Source organism: Streptomyces sp. NPDC053048 (assembly GCF_044547045.1).
Classification (GTDB): domain Bacteria; phylum Actinomycetota; class Actinomycetes; order Streptomycetales; family Streptomycetaceae; genus Streptomyces.
In genome coordinates this window covers 253,907-274,739 of the sequence record NZ_JBITZS010000002.1, presented here as the reverse complement: position 1 = coordinate 274,739, position 20,833 = coordinate 253,907, and the positions used below count along the sequence as shown (strand labels likewise).

General features: G+C 73.4%; 13 protein-coding genes. 9 read left to right on the top strand and 4 right to left on the bottom strand.

Annotated elements, in window-relative coordinates; all coding sequences use genetic code 11:
- The first annotated feature begins 148 nt into the window (after positions 1-148).
- From ACIG36_RS06360 to ACIG36_RS06350, 3 genes are all read left to right on the top strand, one after another.
- Positions 149-514, top strand: coding sequence for a hypothetical protein (locus tag ACIG36_RS06360; RefSeq protein ID WP_399922853.1), 366 nt, complete (start codon positions 149-151; stop codon positions 512-514).
- A gap of 98 nt (positions 515-612) precedes the next feature.
- Positions 613-819 carry a hypothetical protein gene (locus tag ACIG36_RS06355; protein ID WP_399922850.1) on the top strand — a complete coding sequence of 69 codons (207 nt, stop codon included), beginning with the start codon at positions 613-615 and terminating at the stop codon, positions 817-819.
- A 163-nt stretch (positions 820-982) separates the two neighbouring features.
- Positions 983-1,981, top strand: a complete 999-nt coding sequence (locus ACIG36_RS06350) for an ABC transporter substrate-binding protein (RefSeq protein WP_399922848.1) — start codon at positions 983-985, stop codon at positions 1,979-1,981.
- 257 nt (positions 1,982-2,238) lie between these two features.
- Here the strand turns inward: ACIG36_RS06350 and ACIG36_RS06345 are convergent, their stop codons facing one another.
- The gene (locus tag ACIG36_RS06345) at positions 2,239-3,375 is read right to left on the bottom strand and encodes a M20 family metallopeptidase (protein WP_399922845.1); all 1,137 of its coding nucleotides are present in this window, start codon (positions 3,373-3,375) and stop codon (positions 2,239-2,241) included.
- Positions 3,376-3,530: 155 nt separating this feature from the next.
- On the opposite strand from ACIG36_RS06345, the gene ACIG36_RS06340 reads away from it, so the two are divergent.
- From ACIG36_RS06340 to ACIG36_RS06330, 3 genes are read left to right on the top strand one after another with little or no spacing between them, the layout of a single operon-like run.
- Entirely contained in the window at positions 3,531-10,739 is a 7,209-nt protein-coding gene (locus ACIG36_RS06340) for an amino acid adenylation domain-containing protein (RefSeq protein ID WP_399922843.1), read from the top strand.
- Positions 10,740-10,743: 4 nt separating this feature from the next.
- Complete coding sequence (locus ACIG36_RS06335) at positions 10,744-10,947, top strand: MbtH family protein (RefSeq protein WP_399922841.1); 204 nt, start codon at positions 10,744-10,746, stop codon at positions 10,945-10,947.
- On the top strand, positions 10,944-12,362 hold the full coding sequence (locus tag ACIG36_RS06330; protein ID WP_399922838.1) for a DHA2 family efflux MFS transporter permease subunit: 1,419 nt from the start codon (positions 10,944-10,946) through the stop codon (positions 12,360-12,362). The genes ACIG36_RS06335 and ACIG36_RS06330 overlap by 4 nt, the downstream gene beginning before the upstream one ends.
- A 59-nt stretch (positions 12,363-12,421) precedes the next feature.
- Here ACIG36_RS06330 and fes read toward each other — a convergent pair whose 3' ends face one another.
- Positions 12,422-13,642, bottom strand: a complete 1,221-nt coding sequence (fes, locus tag ACIG36_RS06325) for an enterochelin esterase (protein WP_399922835.1) — start codon at positions 13,640-13,642, stop codon at positions 12,422-12,424.
- Between the two features lie 246 nt (positions 13,643-13,888).
- Positions 13,889-16,072: a Fe(3+)-hydroxamate ABC transporter permease FhuB gene (fhuB, locus tag ACIG36_RS06320; protein ID WP_399922832.1), complete on the bottom strand. Its 2,184-nt coding sequence runs from the start codon at positions 16,070-16,072 to the stop codon at positions 13,889-13,891.
- 156 nt (positions 16,073-16,228) lie between these two features.
- Here fhuB and ACIG36_RS06315 point away from each other — a divergent pair, with 156 nt between their 5' ends.
- The gene (locus tag ACIG36_RS06315) at positions 16,229-16,984 is read left to right on the top strand and encodes an SDR family oxidoreductase (RefSeq protein ID WP_399922829.1); all 756 of its coding nucleotides are present in this window, start codon (positions 16,229-16,231) and stop codon (positions 16,982-16,984) included.
- Here ACIG36_RS06315 and ACIG36_RS06310 read toward each other — a convergent pair.
- The gene (locus tag ACIG36_RS06310; RefSeq protein ID WP_399922826.1) at positions 16,969-18,363 is read right to left on the bottom strand and encodes an NB-ARC domain-containing protein; all 1,395 of its coding nucleotides are present in this window, start codon (positions 18,361-18,363) and stop codon (positions 16,969-16,971) included. The genes ACIG36_RS06315 and ACIG36_RS06310 overlap by 16 nt on opposite strands.
- Before the next feature lie 279 nt (positions 18,364-18,642).
- Between ACIG36_RS06310 and ACIG36_RS06305 the strand changes: the two genes are divergently transcribed.
- Both ACIG36_RS06305 and ACIG36_RS06300 read left to right on the top strand, forming a co-directional pair.
- Complete coding sequence (locus ACIG36_RS06305) at positions 18,643-19,509, top strand: diaminopimelate epimerase (protein ID WP_399922823.1); 867 nt, start codon at positions 18,643-18,645, stop codon at positions 19,507-19,509.
- 173 nt (positions 19,510-19,682) lie between these two features.
- On the top strand, positions 19,683-20,747 hold the full coding sequence (locus tag ACIG36_RS06300; protein ID WP_399922821.1) for a YncE family protein: 1,065 nt from the start codon (positions 19,683-19,685) through the stop codon (positions 20,745-20,747).
- The last annotated feature ends 86 nt before the right edge of the window (positions 20,748-20,833 follow it).

Below are 20,833 nucleotides of genomic sequence, written 5' to 3'. Positions count from 1 at the left end.
CCTGCCGTTGAGCGGACCTTGGGGGAGGGGGCGGAAACCGGCCAGTGTTGTTATCGGACCGCCAAGTACTGAGATGTCGTACTCCACTCCGTAATCTCACTCGATCGACGGAATGCACGTAAGGTGACTGACCGACTACGCTTGGTTTGTGTCGATGTGGGGTCGTGCTGTACTGCTGCAGCCCGCGGTGCGGGCTGTGGTCGTGGTGCTGACTTCCCTGGTGATGGTGCTGTCCGGTGTGACGTCGGAGGTCGTGGAGTATGCCTCCGCCCGGGAGCGGCCCCCCGCCTCGAGTCCCGCCGCCGACGGCTCCTGTGACGAATACGCCGCGTGCGTGCCGGAACGGCGCGTTCCGCGTCCGGGCCGGTCGGGTCGGCCGCTGGGCGGCCGTCCACTGGCCCTGGCGGCTGCCGCCGGGGGTGCCGGGGGGCTCTCCGGCCGGCAGGCGCCGGCCCGGCCCGGCGACGCCGTCGTCGACCCCGGCCACGCCCGTCACTCGGTCCTGCGCTGCTGAGCGGAACGACGCCCCCGCCCTTCCTGGGGCCGGGGCGTTTCGTGTGTCCGTTTCCGCATGCTTCCGCATGCCGGCAGTACGACAGCAGGAGTGACGTCATGCGCATCGATCCCGCGCGTGCGCTCGGCGCCTATGTGCGCGCCGAGGCCTATCGCGCCCATCGCCCCAAGCCCGAACCCGAACCCGCGCCGGTCATCGTCGAGGAGCGCCCGGACGCTCCCCGGGAAGGCGGGGGAGCCTCCGGCCGCCCCCGCTCGCGCAGGCCGGGGGTGCTCGCCCGGCTGCTTTTCCTGCGTCAGAAATGAGGCGGCGGGGGTAGGTCGGACGGGGGTCCGCGGAGGCGAGGCCCCCTGCGGGGTGACTTTAAGGTAAGGCTAACCTAATATCACCTGCGTCCGATGTGGGTCATTCCTCGCACGGACGGCTTACCCCTGTTTTCTGACTTCTTTTCGACGCCCGGAGCCTTCGATGACCTCGCCCGACCGCCTTTTCCTCACCGCGCCGCGCCGTGCGGCTCAGGCTCTCGCCGCTGTGGGTGCGGCCGCCCTGCTCCTGACCGGCTGCGGTTCGGACTCGGACTCGAAGTCCGACAAGGCGAACGACACGAAGTCCGAGGCGGGCGGCGGCACCCGTACGGTCAAGGACGCGACGGGCACCGCGGTCAAGGTCCCGGCCAACCCCAAGCGCATCGTGACGCTCACCCAGGAGGACCTGGACGCGGTGCTCGCGCTCGGCATCAAGCCGGTCGGCATCACCAACGGCCAGGGCCTCAACAAGCCCCCGGCCTACCTCGAGGACAAGGTCAAGGGCGTCAACGTCGTCGGTAACCTGCTGCAGCCGGTGATGGACAAGGTCATCGCCGCCAAGCCCGACCTGATCCTCGCCGGTGACATGCAGGACCAGCAGGTCCTCAAGCAGCTCCGCGAGATCACCCCGGCCACCCTGGTCACCATGGCACCCACCGACGACTGGAAGCTGTCCTTCCGGGGCATCGCCAATGCCGTCAACAGCATGGACAAGGCCAACAAGGTCATCGCCGACTACGAGGCCAAGGCCAAGAAGACCGGCGAGGAGCTGGGCGACAACAAGGGCGCCGAGGTCTCCATCGTCCGCTGGAACCCGGACGGCCCCAGCTGGATGGAGAAGAAGCAGTTCGCCTCCGGCGTCGCCCTGGACATGGGCCTCAAGCGCCCCAAGGCCCAGGACAAGGACGGCAACGCCCACACCCCGGCGCTCAGCCTGGAGAAGATCAACGAGATCGACGGCGACTGGCTGTTCCTGTCCACCCTCACCGCCGACGGCGAGAAGGCGCTGAAGGACGTCCAGGAGAAGCCCGCGTACAAGGAGCTGAACGCGGTGAAGAAGAACCACACCGTCACCGTGAACGGCTCGGTGTGGTCCACGCGCGGCGGCCCGCTGGCGAGCCTGGTCGTCATCGACGACATCGCCAAGGCGCTGAAGAAGTAAGCCGCACGACAGAGAACGCACGACGGGAACGCCGGACGGGCTCGGGGAGCCGTCCGGCGTTCCGGTGTTCGCGCGGGGCGCTAGGGCGTGTCCGCAAAGTCGCGCCTGGCCCGCGACGCCTGGCACGCACGCTCGCTGCGTTGTCGGGATCGCCCAAGTACGCCCAGTACGAGGGCGACCCTCCGCCTTGCGATCGCACGCACCAGACGCCGCGGGCCACGCCCTTCGGGCGTACGCCGCGACTTTGCGGACACGCCCTAGCCCGCCGTGCGCGCGGCCGCGAAGTCGGCCGCCGTCCAGGCCATGCCGACCGCGCCGTCGAGGATCGCGCGCTCGGCCTCGGCCGAGACCGCCGCCTGGACGAACTCCGGCTCGTGCGGGCCGCAGGCGCCGCCGGTGATGTCGAGGACGGGGTGGATGGACGGCACGGCGTGCGAGACGTTGCCCATGTCCGTGCAGGCGAAGGCCTCGCGCTGCTCGGGCTCGGGGCGGCCCAGCGCACGGGCGTTGGCCTGCCACAGGGCGATCAGGGCGGGGTCCGTGCGGAAGTCGAGGTAGTCCGGCTCGGGACGCGTCAGCGTCACCTCGCAGCCGGTGGCCAGTGCGCCGGCCCGGAAGCAGGCCTCCACGCGCTCGCGCAGCTCGCGCAGGTCCTCCGCGGCCGAGGCGCGGATCTCGTACTCGGCGGTGGCCCGGTCGGGGATCAGATTGGGCCGGGTGCCCGCGCTCGTCGTCACGCCGTGCACCTTCCAGTGCGGCGGCAACTGCTGGCGCAGCAGCCCCAGGGCGACCTGAGCGACCGTCAGGGCGTCGGCGGCGTTGCGGCCCTCGTGCGCGTTGAGGCTGGGGTGCGCCGACCGGCCCCGGTACTCCACCGAGAGCGTGCCGAGCGCGAACGAGCGGAACTCCGCGACCTCGAACGGGCACGGGTGCACCATCATCGCCGCGTCGACGCCCTCGAAGGCCCCGGCCTCCAGCAGCAGCGCCTTGCCCGCGCCGCGCTCCTCGGCCGGAGTACCCAGGACCCGTACCGTCAGGCCCAGTTCGTCGGCGTGGGGGGCCAGCGCCAGCGCCGCGCCGACGCCGGCGGCGGCTATCAGGTTGTGGCCGCAGGCGTGGCCGAGGCCGGGCAGCGCGTCGTACTCGCAGGCGATGGCCACGGTCACGGGACCCGAGCCGATCGTCGCGGAGAAGGCCGTCTCCAGGCCGTGGGCGGGGGCGGTGACCGCGAAACCGTGGCCGCTCAGGGCCTCGGCGCACCAGGCGGCCGCCCGGTGTTCGGCGAAGGCCGTCTCGGGGTGCGCGTGGATGCGGCGGCTGAGCGACAGGAGCTCCTCGCGGTGGGCGGAAACGCGCTCGCGTATGGCTGATTTGAGGCCTTCGGCCACGGTCATGTCCGGCTCCTGTGTCATCGGTGTTCCATGCTGCTCACGGTATGCGGGGGCCGCTCTCACAAGCGATCAAAAAATAGCTTAGGCTTACCTAAGCTGACGCACCGGGGGGTCCGGTGTGACCAGGAACGTTTGCCATATATCGGGAGTCCCCACGCATGCGTGACCACCAGGCCGAGACCGGCCCCGCCGAACTGCCGCTGCTCGCCGCGCAGTCCGGCATCCTGTACGCCCAGGCTCTCGACCCCGGCAACCCGGTCTACAACACCGGTGACTGCGTGGAGATCAACGGCCGCCTCGACGAGGAGCTGTTCGAAAGAGCCCTGCGGCAGACCGTCCAGGAGGCCGAGACGCTGACCCTGGTCGCCACGGCCGACGGCGACAACCCCGCACAGCGCGTACGCACCGGCGACGTCGCACCGCTGCACCGCCTGGACCTGCGCACGGCCGGACAGCCCGCCGCCGAGGCCGAGGCCTGGATGCACGCCGACCTCGCCCGCCCCGTCGACCTCACCGAGGGGCCGCTGGTCACCCAGGCGCTCATCCGCCTCGCCGACGAGCGCTACTGGTGGTACCAGCGCGTCCACCACTTCGCCGTCGACGCCTACGCGCTCACCCTCATCGGCCGCCGCCTCGCCGAGATCTACACCGCCCTCACCGCCGGCACCGAACCCGCCCCCAACCCCTTCGGCACCCTGCGCGAACTGGTCGAGGACGAGGCCGAGTACACGGCCGGCGAACGCCACACGGCCGACCGCGATTTCTGGCGCGAGCGCTTCGCCGACCGGCCCGAGCCCGTCTCGCTCTCCGACCGCCCCGCCGCCCCCGCCGGCGCCGTCCTGCGCCACGCCGGCGAACTGCCCGCCGGCTCCCTGACCCGCCTCGAATCGGCCGCCCGCGCCGCCAAGGCCACCTGGGCCGAACTCCTCATCGCCGCCACCGCCGGCTACCTGCACCGCACGACCGGCGCCCAGGACATCGTCCTCGGCCTGCCACTGATGAACCGCCGCGGCCCGGCCGCCCTGCGCACCCCCGCCATGATGGTCAACGTCATGCCGCTGCGCATCGCCGTGGCGCCCCAGGACTCCGGCGCCGAACTCCTGCGCCGCGTCGTCCTCGAGGTGCGCGCGGTGCGCCGCCACCAGCGCTACCGGCAGGAGGACCTGCGCCGCGACCTCGGCCTGACCCTTGCCGAACAGCCGCTGTTCGGGCCGATGGTCAACATCAAGGCCTTCGAGGGCGACCTCGCCTTCGGCGAACTGCCCGGCGTGCTGCGCAACCTCGCCGCCGGCCCCGTCGACGACCTCGCCGTGGCCGTCGTCCCCGCGCCCGACGGCTCCGTGCGCCTCGGCCTGGACGCCAACCCCGCCCGCTACGACGCCGGCTCGCTGGCCGGGCACGAGGACGGCCTGCGCCGCTACCTCGACGGCCTGACCGAGCTCCTCCTCGACGACGCCCAGCGGCCCGTCGGCACCATCGACCTCCTCGACGCCGACGAGATCCGCCGCGCCACGGCCGGCCGCACCGAGCCCGCCGTCGAGCGGACCCTGCCCGAGCTCTTCGCCGAGCAGGCCGCCCGCACCCCCGACGCCGTCGCCGTCCGCAGCGGCGCCACCTCCCTCACCTTCGCCGCACTGGACTCGGCCGCCAACCGCCTCGCCCACGAACTGCGGGCGTCCGGGGTGACGCCGGGCACCGCCGTGGCCCTGGCGCTGCCCCGCAGCGCCGACACCGTCGTCGCCCTGCTCGCCGTCCTCAAGGCCGGCGGCGTCTGCCAGCCGCTCGACCTGGGCCACCCCGAGCAGCGCATCACCGCCGTCCTCGAGGACACCCGCCCCGGCTGCATCGTCGGCACCACCGCCGCCGTCCGCACCCTGCCCGAGCACGGCATCCCCACCCTGCTGCTGGACGACCCCGGCACCCGCGCCCGCCTCGACGCCCGGCCCGCCACGGCTCCCACGGCGCCCACGCTCCGTCAGCCCGCCTACGTCATCCACACCTCGGGCTCCACCGGCCGCCCCAAGGGCGTCCTCGTCACCCACGCCTCCCTCGCCAACCTCCACGCCGGGCACGGCAGCGACCACATCGCCCCGGCGCTGGAACGCACCGGACGCGACCGGCTGCGGATCGCGCACAGCGCCTCCTTCGCCTTCGACGCCTCCTGGGATCCGCTGATCTGGATGGTCCACGGCCACGAGCTGCACCTCCTGGACGACGCCGCCTACCGTGACCCGGCCGTGCTGACCGCCTACGTCGCCGACCAGCGCATCGACTACCTCGACGCCACCCCCTCCTACGTCGAGGCCCTCGTCGCCGAAGGCCTCCTCGACGACGACCGGCACCGCCCCGCCCTCGTGGTCGTCGGCGGCGAGCCCGTCCCCGAACCGCTGTGGCGCCGCCTGGCCGCCACCGACGGGCTCGACCCCATCAACCTCTACGGCCCCACCGAGACCACCGTCGACGCCTACTACTGGCTGGCCGGCCCCGACGAGGACGGCGCCGCCGTGGGCCGCCCGGTGCGCGGATCGCGCGCGTACGTCCTGGACAACTCCCTGCGCCCGGCCGCCACCGGCGTCACCGGCGAGCTCTACATCGCCGGAGCCTGCCTCGCCGCTGGCTACCTGGGCCGGCCCGACCTGACCGCCGAGCGCTTCACCGCCGACCCCTTCGGCGCCCTGCACGGCGAGCCCGGCGCCCGCATGTACCGCACCGGAGACCTGGTGCGCCGCCGCCCCGACGGCACCCTCGAGTTCCTCGGCCGCGCCGACGACCAGGTCAAGATCCGCGGCTTCCGCATCGAACTCGGCGAGATCCAGGCCGTGCTGGCCGGACACCCCGCCGTCGCGCAGGCCGCCGTCATCGCCCGCGACTCCGCCACCGGCAAGCGCCTCCTCGGCTACGTCGTGCCCGCCGACGGCACCACCGCCGACACCGAGGCCCTGCGCGCCCACCTCGTCGAGCGGCTGCCCGAGCACATGGTGCCCGGCGCGATCCTCTCCCTGGACGCCCTGCCCCGCACCGCCAACGACAAGCTCGACATCCGCGCCCTCCCCGACCCGGACCCCGCCGCCCTGTCCGGCGGCACGAGCGGCCACAGCGGTCCCCGCACCCCGCACGAGGAGATCATCCGCGGCCTCTTCGCCGCCGTCCTCGGCCTGGAGACCACCCCCGGCCCGCACGCCGACCTCTTCGACCTCGGCGGCCACTCGCTCATCGCCGGCCGCGTCGCCGCCCGCATCCGCGACACCTTCGGCACGCCCCTCGGCCTCGCCGACGTCTTCCGCAACCCCACCCCCGCCGCGCTCGCCGCCCTTCTGCGTGAGGCACCGGCGGCCGGGGGCGAGGACCGGCCCGCGCTCGTGCCCGTGCCCCGCACCGACCGCATGCCGCTCTCCCCGGCGCAGAAGCGGCTGTGGTTCATGCACCGCCTCGAAGGACCCAGCCCCACCTACAACATCCCCCTCGTCCTGACCCTCACCGGACCGCTCGACCACGACGCGCTGCGGCTCGCCCTGAGCGACCTGACGTGCGCCCACGAGACGCTCAGGACGGTGTACCCGGCCACGGACAACGAGCCCTACCAGCGCATCCTCACGGCCGACGAGGCATGCCCGCGCCTGCACACCGCGCCCCTGGACGCCGACCTCACCGAGGCCGTGCGCCACTGCTTCGACCTCGCCGCCGAACCCCCGCTGAAGGCCACGCTGTTCAGCGACGGGGGACAGGAGCACACCCTGCTCCTCCTCCTGCACCACATCGCCGGCGACGGCGCCTCCACCACCCCCCTCGCCCGCGACCTGGCCACGGCCTACACCGCCCGCGCCGCCGGCCGCGACCCCGAACTGCGCCACAGGACCGTCCAGTACGCCGACCACACCGCCTGGCAGCAGCAGCTCCTGGGCACGGCCGACGAGCCCACCGCGCTCGCCGACCGCCAGCTCGCGCACTGGAAGCAGGCCCTGGCAGGCCTGCCGGACCAGCTCGAACTGCCCACCGACCGGCCGCGCCCGGCCGTCGCGTCGTACGAGGGCGACACCGTCCCCTTCCACCTCGACGCGACCGCGCACGCCGCCCTCGAGCAGCTCACCCGCACCACCGGCACCAGCGTCTTCATGGCCGTCCAGGCCGCCCTCGCGGCCCTGCTCACCCGCTACGGCTGCGGCACCGACATCCCGCTGGGCACCCCCGTCGCCGGACGCGACGACGACACGACCGCCGACCTCGTCGGCTTCTTCGTCAACACCCTCGTCCTGCGCACCGACACCTCCGGCGCCCCCACCTTCCGCACCCTCCTCGACCGGGTCCGGGCCACCACCATCGCCGCGTACGAGCACGCCGACCTGCCCTTCGACCGGCTCGTCGAAGAGCTCAACCCGCCGCGCTCGCTGGCCCGGCACCCGCTCTTCCAGGTGATGCTCGCCTGGCAGTCGATGCCCGACGCCGAGTTCGCCATGGGCCCCGGCCTGAGCGCCCGCATGGGCGCCGTGCCCTCCGGCACCGCCAAGTTCGACCTCACCCTGAACGCGGGCGAGCAGCCCGGCGGCGGCATATCCGGCTTCCTCGAGTTCCGCACGGACCTCTTCGACGCCACCACGGCCGAACGCCTCTCCACCCACCTGACCCGTCTGCTCACCGCGGCCGCCGCCGCCCCCGACACCCCCCTCGGCCGGCTCGCCCTCCTCGACGAGCAGGAGCTGCACCGCTCCCTCGTCGAATGGAACGCCGGCACCACCCCCACGCCCTCCCGGCAGACCCTCGTCGAGCTCTACGAGGACGCCGCCCGGCGCCACCCCGACCGCACCGCCGTGACCTGCGAGGGCGCCTCCCTCACCTACGCCCAGCTGTCCGCCCGCGCCAACCGGCTGGCCCGGCTGCTCGCCGGGCGCGGCATCGGGCCGGGCGCCATCGTCGCCCTCGCGCTGCCCCGCTCGCTCGAACTGGTCACCGGCCTGCTGGCCGTCGCCAAGTGCGGCGCCGCCTACCTGCCGATGGACCCGGACTACCCGGCCGACCGCCTGGCCTACATGCTGCAGGACGCCGCCCCGGCCGCCGTCGTCACCAACACCGCGACCGCGGCGCGCATTCCGGCGCACGAGCTGCCGGTCGTCCTCGTCGACGGCACCGAGGCCGACGCCCACGACAGCGCCGACCTCACCGACGAGGACCGCACCCGGCCGCAGCGGCCCGGCGACGTCGCCTACGTCATCTACACCTCGGGCTCCACCGGCCGCCCCAAGGGCGTCCCCGTCACCCACCACAACGTCGCCCGCCTCTTCTCCGCCACCGACCACTGGTTCGGCTTCGACGAGAACGACGTGTGGACCCTCTTCCACTCCTACGCCTTCGACTTCTCGGTGTGGGAGATGTGGGGCGCGCTCCTGCACGGCGGCCGCCTCGTGGTCGTACCGCACCTGGTCAGCCGCGACCCGGCGGCCTTCCGCGGCCTGCTCGCCGACGAGGGCGTGACCGTCCTCAACCAGACGCCGTCCGCGTTCTACCAGCTCATGGCCGCGGACAAGGAGGACCCGGGACGCGAACTGGCCCTGCGCTACGTCGTCTTCGGCGGCGAGGCCCTGGAGCTCGGCCGTCTCGACGACTGGTACGAGCGGACCGCCGCAGGTGGAAGGGGGGCCGACGCGCCCACGCTCGTCAACATGTACGGCATCACCGAGACCACGGTCCACGTCTCCTACATCGCCCTGGACCGGGCGAGCGCCGCCGCCGGCACCTCCAGCACCATCGGCGTCAACATTCCCGACCTGCGCGTCTATGTCCTCGACGAGTACCTCCAGCCCGTGCCGCCCGGCGTCACCGGCGAGATGTACGTCGCGGGCGAAGGCCTGGCCCGCGGCTACCTGGGCCGTCACGCCCTCACGGCGGAACGATTCGTCGCCGACCCCTTCGCCCACCTCTTCGGCGAGCGCGGCAGCCGGATGTACCGCTCCGGCGACCTCGCCCGCCGCCGCCCCGACGGCGTCCTCGAGTACTTCGGCCGCGCCGACCACCAGGTCAAGATCCGCGGCTTCCGCATCGAGCTCGGCGAGATCGAGGCCGTCCTCGCCGACCACCCCGACGTCGCCGACGCGGCCGTCGTCGTCCGCGAGGACAACCCCGGCGACAAGCGCCTGGTCGCCTACGCCGTCCCGGCCCGTGAGACCACGGCCGCGCTGCTGCGCGAACACGCCGGCACCGAACTCCCCGTCCACATGGTCCCGTCGGCCGTCGTCCTCCTGGACCGGCTGCCGCTGACCGCCAACGGCAAGCTCGACCGCAAGGCCCTCCCGGCCCCCGACCTGGCCGCCGCCGTCACCGAGGGCCGGGCCCCGCGCGGCCCCCGCGAGGAACAGCTCTGCGCGATCTTCGCCGACGTCCTGGGCCTGCCCCGGGTCGGCGTGGACGACAACTTCTTCGACCTGGGCGGCCACTCGCTGCTCGCCGTGCGCCTGGCCGGCCGCGTCAAGGCCGCGCTCGGCGCCGACGTCGGCATCGGCACGATCTTCCAGGCCCCGACCGTGGCCGCGCTCGCCGCAGCCCTGGACGCCGAGGCCGAGGCCACCGACGCCCTGGACGTGTTGCTCCCGCTGCGCCCGGTGAAGGACGGCGACAAGGCGCCGCTGTACTGCGTCCACCCCGCCGGCGGACTCAGCTGGTGCTACGCCGGACTCATCCGCCACCTGCCCGCCGACGTGCCGATCTACGGCCTCCAGGCGCAGGGCGTCGGCCCGGCCACCGCCGCCGAGCCGCTGCCGAGGACACTGGAGGAGCTGGCCGCGCACTACGTCGACCGGCTCCGCGAGGTGCAGCCCGAGGGCCCGTACCGCCTGATGGGCTGGTCCACCGGCGGCATCATCGCCCAGGCCATGGCCACGCGCCTGCAGGACCTCGGCGCCGAGGTCGAGCTGCTCGCCATCCTCGACGCCTACCCGGCCGAGGGCTTCCGCGAGCTGCCCGTGCCCGACCAGGCCGAGGCCCTGGAGGCCCTGCTCGCCATGGGCGGCTACGGGCCGGAGAGCCTGGAGGGCAAGCCCTTCGAGCTCGACCGGGTCACCGAGGTGCTGCGCCGCGAGGGCTCCCCGCTGGCCAGCCTCGACGACGCCACCATCGAGGCCCTCAACCGCACCTACCTCAACACCAACTTCCTCGTGCGCGAGTTCGACCACCGCGTCTACCGCGGCGACGTGCTGTTCTTCCGCGCGACCGTCGACACCATCGACGACACCCTCACCCCCGAGACCTGGACCCCCTATGTGACCGGGCGCATCGACAACACGAACGTCGCCTGCTCGCACAAGGACATGACCCTGCCCGAACCGATCGCGCACATCGCGAGCGTCATCGCCGACCGACTGCAGAACCTGGAGAACTGACCCCATGAGCGACGCACCCGCCAACCCCTTCGACGGCGACGGAGACTTTCTCGTCCTCGTCAACGCCGAGGGTCAGCACAGCCTCTGGCCGGGCTTCGCCGCCGTGCCCGAGGGCTGGAGCGCCGTCCACGGGCCGTGCGCCCGGCAGTCGGCCCTCGACTGGATCACCGAGAACTGGACCGACCTGACCCCGGTCTCCGCACGGTGAGAGGCATACCCGCCCGCATCGCCGTCGTGATCGTGTACACGGCGGCGATGTGCATGAACGGGCTCGACTCCACCATCGTCAACCCGGCGCTGCTCACCATCGCCCGGGACTTCGGCGAGCCGGTGTCGGCCGCCAACACCGTCGAGGTGGCCTTCCTCGTCGCGCTCGCCGTCGCCCTGCCTGTCGCGGGCTGGCTCGGCGACCGCTTCGGCACCAAGAAGGTCTTCCTCGGCGCGCTGGCCGTCTTCACGGCGGCCTCGGCCGTCTGCGGCCTGGCCCAGAACCTGCCGACGCTGGTCCTCGCGCGCGTCGTCCAGGGCATCGCGGGCGGGCTGCTGACGCCCGTCGGCATGACGCTGCTCTTCCGGGCCTTCCCGCCGCACGAGCGGATGAAGCTGTCCAAGGTGCTCATCGTGCCGACCGCGCTGATGCCGGCGCTCGGCCCGCCGCTCGGCGGTTTCCTCACCGAGCACCTGTCGTGGCACTGGCTGTTCTTCGTGAACGTGCCGATCGGCGCGGCCGCCGTGCTGATCGGCGTGCTGGGGCTGAAGGAGCACCGGGAGAAGGCCGAGGGCTTCGACCTGACGGGCTTCCTGCTGGCGACCCCCGCGCTGGGCCTGCTCACCTACGCGCTGGGCTTCGGCCCCACGCACGGCTGGACCGCGCCCTCCGTCCTGGTCGCCGGCCCGCTCGGGCTCGCGCTGCTGGCCGCCGGGTGCGTCCATCTGCTCAGGGCCCGGACGCCCCTGCTGGAGCTGCGGCTGCTCGCCGACAAGGTGTTCGCCTCCGCCACGGTCCTCGCGCTGGTCACCTCGGCGGGCCTGATGGGTGTGCTCTTCGCGTTCCCGCTGCTCTACCAGGCGGCGCTCGGCGCCTCGGCCCTGGACGCCGGACTGAGCGTCTTCCCGGAGGCGCTCGGGCTGATGCTGGCCTCGCAGGTCGCCGACCGGCTGATGCCCCGGCTCGGGCCCCGGTGGCTCGCCGTGCCCGCGCTGGTGCTGGCGACGGCCGTCTTCGGCGCGCTCGCCGTGCCGGGCGTGGCCGAGAACGCCTGGGCCGTGCGGGCGCTGATGTTCTGCGTGGGCCTGGTGCTGGGCACGGCCGTGCTCACCGTGCAGATCGCCGGGTTCTCGGACGTCCCGCCCCCGGCCATGGGGCAGGCCATGGGCCTGTTCACCATCGTGCGCACCCTCGGCGGCGCGCTCGGCATCGCGGCCACCGCCGCGGTGATCTCCGCCTGGGGCGGCTCCGGCACGCACGACACGGACCCGGCCCCGTACCGGGCCGCCATCGCGGTCACCGCGGGCCTGGTCGCCCTCGGCACGCTGTGCGCGCTCCGGATGCCCAAGGAGGCCCCGGCGCCCCCGCCCTTCGACGACGAGCCGCAGGACGAGGAGATGCAGGCGGCCGCCTGACGCCAGGAACGCCGAAGCCCCGCGCGCGGAGATCCTCCGCGCGCGGGGCTTCGGCATTCCTACCGTCCCAGCAGCCCTGCGAGCCCGTCGGCGAGGCCGCCGCGCCAGCAGGCGTAGTCGTGACCACCGTTGAACTCGCGGTAGGTCAGGTCGTAGCCGCGTGCTTCGAGCACGTTGCGCAGGTGCCGGTTCTGCGGCAGCAGCATCCACTCCTGCAGGCCCACCTCCAGATGGAACCGGACCGGCAGCTTCTCGCGCAGCGCGTACTGGCGCGTCAGCCACTCGCTGCCGCCGTCGAACTCGGTCCCGTCCGGCCACCAGAAGGAGCCCGACTGCGACAGCGCGTTCCCGAACCGCTCGGGCCGGCGGAAGGCCGCGAAGGCCGCCGTCAGACCGCCCGCGCTCTGACCCGCGACCACCGTGCGCGTGGGGTCGGCCGTGGCGCCGTACGCGCGCGTGGCCCACGGCAGCAGCACGTCCGCCAGCCAATCGACGAACTCCTCACTGCAGCTGAGGTCGGCCATGCGCCGGTCCCGGCCCATGGTCTCGACGAACAGGGTCACGGTCGGCGGTACGCGTCCGTCGGCGTGGAGGTTGTCCAGGGTGGTGCCGAAGTCCAGCACAGGGCCCCACATCTCGCCGTCCAGCAGGACGGCGACGGCGTACGGGCCGCCACCTTCCGGCGCGTGCCCGGCGGGCAGGTGCACGCCCACGCGCCGCCCGTCCACCTCCGCCGCGATCCGCTCGCCGCGCGGGACGGACTCCCGGGGCGGGGCCCACCGCTGCGCGGGCGCGTCCGGCAGTTCCATCACCGAGGACGGGTTGCGCCCGTCGCGGGCCTCGAGGGCGGGGCCCGCGGCGAGCGGATCGGGCAGGGCCTCGTCCAGGACGCGCAGCCAGCTCCGGCGGTCCGTGCGCAGCGCGTCCTCGCGGGGGCCGCGGTGCACGAAGAACTGGTACGACGCCCGGTGGTCGGCCCGCAGCCGGTGACTGATGGCCCACACCCCGGTGCCGGGCACCTTGGCCATGAGGTGCGGCGCGAGGTCGTGGGCGTGCCGGTCCTTGTCGGTGACGGTGTGCACGAGCGCGAGCACGGCGTCCGCCGGGGCGGCCGGGTCGTCCCGCCACACGAAGGTGACGAGCCGCCAGGCCGGGTCGCCGTCGGGGTCTGGTTCGACGAGGGGCGTGCCGGTGGCGGCGGTGCGCCGCCAGAACTCGTCGACGGCGCCGGGCCCCTCGGCCTCGGCGAGCGTGCGAAGCGTCGGGCTGTGCAGCTCCATGGCTTCCTTTCGGTGGCAGGTATCCGAGCTGGGAGGAGGGAGCCCCGGCCCCGCCCTTTCACCGTTTCCCGGGGCTGCGCCCCGGACCCCGGAGCGCGCTTCGCGCGGTGGCCTCAAACGCCGGCCGGGCTGGATTTGCCGCCGGTTCCGGGCAGCACATCAGCCTGTCCGGCGTTTGAGGACCGGGGTCCGGGGCGGAGCCCCGGTTACGGGAAGGGGCGGGGTGGGGAAGAACCGCCGGAGGCGTTACACGCGCGCAGCCGCCGACCGCCCGAGCAGCACCCACAGCAGGAACGGCCCGCCAAGAACGGTCGTCACAATGCCGACGGGCACCTCCACCCCACTGAAGATGACCCGCCCCACGGTGTCCGCCAGGACAACGAGCACGGCACCCACCAGCATCGACCCCAGCACCGGCACCCGCAGCGGCCCCGCCAGCCGCCCCGCGATGACCGGCGACGCGAGGGCGACGAAGCCGACGGGTCCGCAGATGCCGACCGCCAGGCCGGCCAGGCCGACCGCCAGCAGCAGGCACACCATCCGCACCCGGCCCGGCGAGACGCCGAGCGAGGAGGCCGTGGAGTCGTCGAAGCGCAGCACGTTCAGCCGGCGGGCGACGACGAGCGCGATCGGCACCAGCACCGCCAGGCCGACGAGGACCGGGACGGCCACCTCGTAGTCACGTCCGTTGAGGCTGCCGGAGGTCCACACGTACAGGGAGCTGGCCGAGTTGATGGAGCGGCGGGCCAGCACGACCTGGGTGACGGCCGAGGCGAGCGCCGACATGGCCAGGCCCACGACGAGGACGCGGTAGCCGCGCTGTCCGAGGCCGCCGGCGACGGTGGTGACGACGAGCACGGCCGCGAGCGCGCCGAGCGGTCCGGCCCACCAGGCGCCGAATGTGCCGGTGAGGGTCGTGGAGATCAGCACGGCGGCGGTGGCGCCGTCGTTGACGCCGAGCAGCTCGGGGGTGGCGAGGCGGTTGCGGGCGAGGGTCTGGGTCAGGCAGCCGGCGAGCCCGAGGGCCGCGCCTGCAGTGAGCCCGGCGACGATCCGGCCGAGCCGGAACTTCTGCACCAGCAGCACGTCGAAGCGGTCGCCGGAGCCGAAGACGGCGTTGAAGGTGCGGGTCAGGCCCATGTCGCTCTGGCCCGCGTACGCGGAGAGGACCACGGCGCACACCAGCAGCGCGGCCAGGAACAGCGCGGCGAGCGCGGCCCGGCGCGGCACGAGCAGGGACAGGGCGCCGCGGCGCAGGACCAGGCTGTCGGTGCCCTCGGTGGACCCGAACGGAAGGCGGACGGCGAAGCGCCGCTTGGGCTGGGTGCTCTCCTCGGCGGCGGGGTCGGTCATGCCCATCGAGGCCATCCGCCGGGAGCGGACGATGCCGATGAGCACGGGGGCGCCGATGAGCGCGATGATGACGGAGACCGGTGCCTCGAACGGGCGGGAGACGACCCGGGCCAGCACGTCGGCGCCGGTCAGCACGCCCGCGCCGATGAGTCCGGCGAGGGCGATCTGGGCGGTGAGGCGGGGGCCGGTGACGGCCCGTGCGAGGAAGCCGGCGAGGAGGCCCAGGAAGGAGACGGGGCCGACGAGGGCGACGGCGGAGGCGGTGAGCAGGGTGACGGCCAGCGCGACGACCGTGCGGATGATGGACGGCCGGTGGCCCAGGCCGCGGGCGAGGTCGTCACCGAGGGCCAGTGCGGACAGCGGCCGGGCGATGAGCAGGGCGACGACGAAGCCGACGGCGAGGACGGGCAGCAGGCTCGTCAGCTTGTCGTAGCCCTCGACGCCGGCGAGCGAGCCCAGCACCCAGAAGCGGAAGCGGTCGTAGGTCTCGGTGGAGTTGACGATGATGACGCTGGTGATGCCGCCGAACGTGGCGCCCAGCGCGGAGCCGGCCAGGACCAGCCGCATCGGTGAACCGCCGCCCCGGCGGCCCGCGATGAACAGCACGAGCGCGCTGGCGGCGACGGCGCCGCCGAAGGCCCACAGCAGGTGGCCGTAGCCGCTCTGCACCCCGAGGAAGGCGATGCCGACGACGACGCCGAGCGAGGCTCCGGCGTTGACGCCCAGCAGGCCCGTCTCGGCGAGGGGGTTGCGGGTGACGGCCTGCAGGAGGCTGCCGGAGGTGCCCAGGGCCGCGCCGACGAGCAGCGCGGTGAGGGTGCGGGGGATGCGCAGGTCCCCTACGACCAGGGACAGGCGGGAGTTGTCGCGCGCGCCGTCGCGGCCGAGGAGGTAGTCCAGGACGTCGCCGGGCCCGACCTCGCCCGCTCCGATCGACAGGGAGAGGGCGGCGAGCACGAGGACCGCCAGCAGCAGGGAGGCGGAGGCGACCAGGAGCGTCCGCCGGCCGCTCGAGGCCTGGGGAAGTGCCTCGTCATCAACGGCTTCCGCCTCGGGATCCACGTGCGACAAAGTCATAAGGTAAGGCTAGCCTAATGATATTTAAGGCCTGGAAGGGTCTCCCCTCGCATCCACATGCGGATGTCAACACATCGCCATAAAGTGGACATGCTCTCGCTGCCGTCCCCATGCGAGCAGATTCGAGGAGATTCGAGGAGACCCGAGGAGAGACGCATGCCGCGCCATACGCTCAAGGACAAGGTCGTCGTCATCGGGGGCGCCTCGCGGAACCTCGGCGGGCTCATCGCGAAGGAAGTGGCCGCCGACGGCGCCAACGTCGTCGTCCACTACAACGCCCCCTCGTCCAAGGAGGGCGCGGAGCGGACCGCCGAAGCGGTCAGGGCGGCGGGCGGCGAGGCGGTCGTCCACGAGGCCGACCTGACCAAGGTGGCCGAGGTCGAGGGGCTCTTCGAGGTGGCCGTCGCCGCCTTCGGCAAGGTCGACTGCATGGTGAACACGGCCGGCATGGTCATCAAGAAGCCGATGACCGAGGTGACCGAGGACGAGTACGACAGGATGTTCGCCGTCAACTCCAAGGCCGCGTACTTCATGATGCAGGAGGCCGCCAAACGGCTGGAGGACGGCGGGAAGATCATCACCATCGTCACCTCGCTGCTGGCCGCCTACACCGGCCTCTACTCGGTGTACGCGGGCAGCAAGGCGCCCGTCGAGCACTTCACGCGCGCCCTGTCCAAGGAGCTCTTCGGCCGCAACATCTCGGTCAACAACATCGCCCCCGGGCCCATGGACACCTCCTTCTTCTACCCCGCCGAGTCCGACGACTCCGTCGCGTACCACAAGTCGTCCGCGATGAACGGCGAGCTGACGAAGATCGAGGACATCGTCCCGTACGTGAAGTTCCTGCTCACCGACGGCTGGTGGCTCAACGGGCAGACCCTGTTCGTCAACGGCGGCTACACCACCCGCTGAACCGGCGACGGGCTCTCCGCCCCCTCCGCGGCGAACAGGCGCACCACCGGCGGGATGAGATAGCGCGCGTCACCGGGCCGGCACCCGTCGAGGACCTCCACGAGATGGCCGTCCATCAGATCGCCGACGATCCGGTGCGCGCGGGCCACGCCGCACCCGAGAACCACCGCCGCGCTGTGCGGGCTGAAGACCGGGGTGCGGGCGCGCGCCAGCCGGTGCAGCGCCCACCGCGTCTGCTCGTCCAGCACGCCGAACGCCGCCGCGACGGCGGCCCGTACGGTCAGGTCGCCCGAACTCAGCTCCCGCAGCCGGGTCCGCGGATCGCCGAGCACCTCCTCGGCCAGGGTGCGCATCGTCCAGTGCGGGCGGGCGAGCAGGCGGCAGCCGATCACCCGGAGGGCGAGCGGGAGGTGGCCGCACAGCTCCGCCACGAGGGCGGCGTCCGGGCGTGCCGCGTGGACGCGGCCCTCGCCGAGCATCCTCGCCAGGAAGGCCAGCGATTCCTCCGGGGCGAAGGCGCCCACCGTGACGCGGCCCGCCCCGGGCAGCGCGGACAGCCGCCGGCGGCAGGTGACGAGCACGGCGGACCCCCCGACCGCCGGACGGGCCCAGCGCACCTGCCCCTCCGAGACGGCGTCGTCCAGCACGATGAGCACTCTGCTGCGGGCCAGCACGGCGCGCAGCCGGGCGCTCGCCTCCTCCACACAGCCCTGCTCGGCGTCGTCCGGGGCTCCCAGGGAGCGGAGGATCCTCCGGACGACCTCCACGGGCCGGAGCACTGGGCGTCCGGTGGGGGACAGGTCGACGTGGACCTGGCCGTCGGGGAAGCGGGCGCGGGCGCGGTGGGCGGCGTGCACGGCCAGGGCCGTCTTGCCCGCCCCGGGATGGCCCGCGATCAGCGTCAGCCGCTGCTCGCACGGTCCCGGCCCGCCGCCGGACCGGTCACCGGGCGACGCCAGCACCTCGCCGAGCCGCCGTAGTTCGCTCTCGCGCCCGGTGAAGTCGGCTATGTCGGGCGGAAGTTCGCAGACGGCGAGCGCGGTCGCGTCGGCCGGCTCCCGCGGCGCGGCGGGCCGCTGCCCGGCCCGTGTCTCCTCGCGGCGCTCCGGAACGGGGGCCGCTTCCGGCGCGAGCCGGGCGGACCTGGCCGCCTCCGTCAGCCTCCGGGTGGCGTCCTCGCTCCGGGCGACCGCCCCGGCCAGCAGTTCCACGGACTTGCGCTGCGGCCGGCCGGTCCGTCCGCGCTCGATGTCGCTGATGGCGCGAACGCTCAGCCCCGACGCGCGGGCCAGCTCCTCCTGGGTCATGCCCGCCGCCAGCCGGTACCGGCGCAGAAGCGGGCCGAACGAAAGCCGTTGAGCCCCGTCAGGCACCTTCATTCCCCCTCGGCCATGTCCCGCCGGCCCCGGAACCGGTTGTGAGCGACCTACGGGCTCCCCCGTACATGGCTCATCCAGGGTATGGGCACCGTTTTCGCCGTCAAGGCGGTCTCGGCCCGCACTATTTGTCGTACTTTTTGCTGCCCTTTCTTCTTCCGGCGGCTTCGAGGAAGTTCCGCGCCGGTGACCGGAAGGTTCCCGGAAGCCGACCGGCGGTCCGTCCGCGAGCGGGCGGGAACGTGTTGCGGCCCCCTCCGAGGCCGGACCAGGATGCCGGACATGTCCCGTTCCGGCGTCGGTCCCGGACCGCGGTACGCCAAGGGCTACTGCGGCGGCAACGGCTTCCTCATCGTGCTCGACCCCGACAACCGGCTCTTCCTCTCCGAGGCCGCCGTGCGCGCCCTGTGCGACCCGTACACCGGACTGGGCGGCGACGGGGTGCTGCGGCTGGTGCGGACCGCGCGCGCCGGAATGCCCGGCCGCAGCCGCAGCGAGTGGTTCATGGACTGCCGTCACCGCGACGGCTCCCAGGCCCTGATGTGCGATCCGGGCCTCGGCCTCGCCGCCCGCTACCTGACGCTCGCGGGCCTGGCCCTGCCGGGGCGGATGTGGATCGGCACGCGCGCCGGCGACCAGCGCGCCGTCGTCGACTCCGACGGCCGGGCGACGATGGAGCTGCCGCCCCCGCGCCTCCTCGGCCCGTCCTCGGCCAGTGTCGACGGACACGACCTGCAGGGCACGGCCGTCTCGCTCGGCAACCTGCATCTGGTCTGCGTGCTCGAGACCCCCGTGGCCCATGTGGACCTGACCCGGGACCTGCGGATGGACCTGGCTCCCATCCCCCGGGTCACCGGCGTCATCGTGCCGGACGTGAACCTGTCGCTGGTCAACGTCCTGCCCGACCGCAGCCTGCGCCTGCGCGTCCACCAGCCGGGCGTCGGCGAGGCGCGGTCCTGCGGTGCCGCCGTGTGCGCCGCGGCCGCGGCCGTCCAGCACACCGCGGGGGAGTGGGGGACCACGGTCGTGGAGAGCGAACCGGGACCGCTGTCGGTGACGCTCGAGCCGAACGCCCCGGCGCTGCTGACGGGTGCGGCCGGCATCGCGGCCGAGGGCGTCCTGGACGCGCGCTGGCTGGCCACGCTGTGAGACGAGGGAAGCGCTGACGGCCGGATCGTCACCAAGGTGTTCCCCGGCGAGTGACCCAGGTCACGGAACCGCGCCCTCGACTCGGCTCTGACCAGCGGAAATGCGTCCGGGGAAACCCTGCCTTGACGACGTTGCACTGGAGTGCGGCGGGTGCCGCGCCGAGCATGAGGATCATGAACTCCACCGACACGCAGACCACCGGTACGCACTCCGCGCAGCGCGACGTCCTGGCCGTCGTCAGTCAGAGCGGACCGACCGTCACCTTCTTCGACGCCGTCACCCACGAGCGCCTCGACGTCCTCGAAGTCCCCGCCCAGCCGCACGAGTTGTGCTTCGACCCCGACCGTCGCCTGCTCTACTGCGTCAGCACCTACGTCGCCGGCTACTACCACGCCCACCAGGGCCGGGCCCGGCAGATCGCCGTCATCGACCCCGACACCCGCACCATCGTCGACACCCTCGACACCGCGCCCGACCACGCGCCCCACGGCATCGTCCTGGACCGCGAGCGCGCCCGGCTGTACGTCAGCGTCGAGGCCACCGACACCGAACCGGGCGGCGTGATCGTCTACGACGCGCGGACCCGCGAGCGCGTCGCCAGGATCCCGGTCATGGCCCCCGGCCCGCACTGGTTCGCGATCAGCCCGGACGGGCGCCGGGGCTGGTCCACCAACAAGGAGGCGCACTTCGTGTCCGTCGTCGACCTGGAGCGCGACGCGTTCGCCGGCCGCGTCGAGGTGCCCGGCAGCGAGGGGCTGGACGTCTCGCCCGACGGCCGCTACGTCTACGTCGCCGCCCCCAAGGGCGACTTCGGCCCCCGCCCGGCGGCCGCACCGGGCCTGCGCGTCATCGAGGCCGCCACGGGCGAGGTCGTGCGCACCCTGCCCACCGAGGGCGTGGTCTTCCCCGTGCACACCACCGCCACCGGCCTCGTCCTCGCCGGTGAACTGCGGATGGCCGAGGGCCCGGCCGGCGCGCTCGGCGCGCAGACCGACGGCGTGCTGACCGTCTTCTCGCCCGGCGGCCTGGAGGTGATCGGCCAGGTGGAGGTGGGCCGGTTCCCCCTGACGATCACCTCTTCGCCTGACGGCGGTACGGGTTACGTGTCGAACGTCATGTCCAGCACGGTGACCGTGGTCGACCTGGAGCGGATGAGCGTGGCCGCCACCCTCGAGGTCGACCGGGCGGGCGAAGCGGGGGCCCACGGACTGGCCTACATCCCCGCGGCCCGGAACTGACGGGCCGCAGCCGGGCGCGCGCCGCGCCCGGCGCCACCCGGGCGGGCGAACGACGGCGCGGCGCGCGGTTGCGGGAGCGGACACAT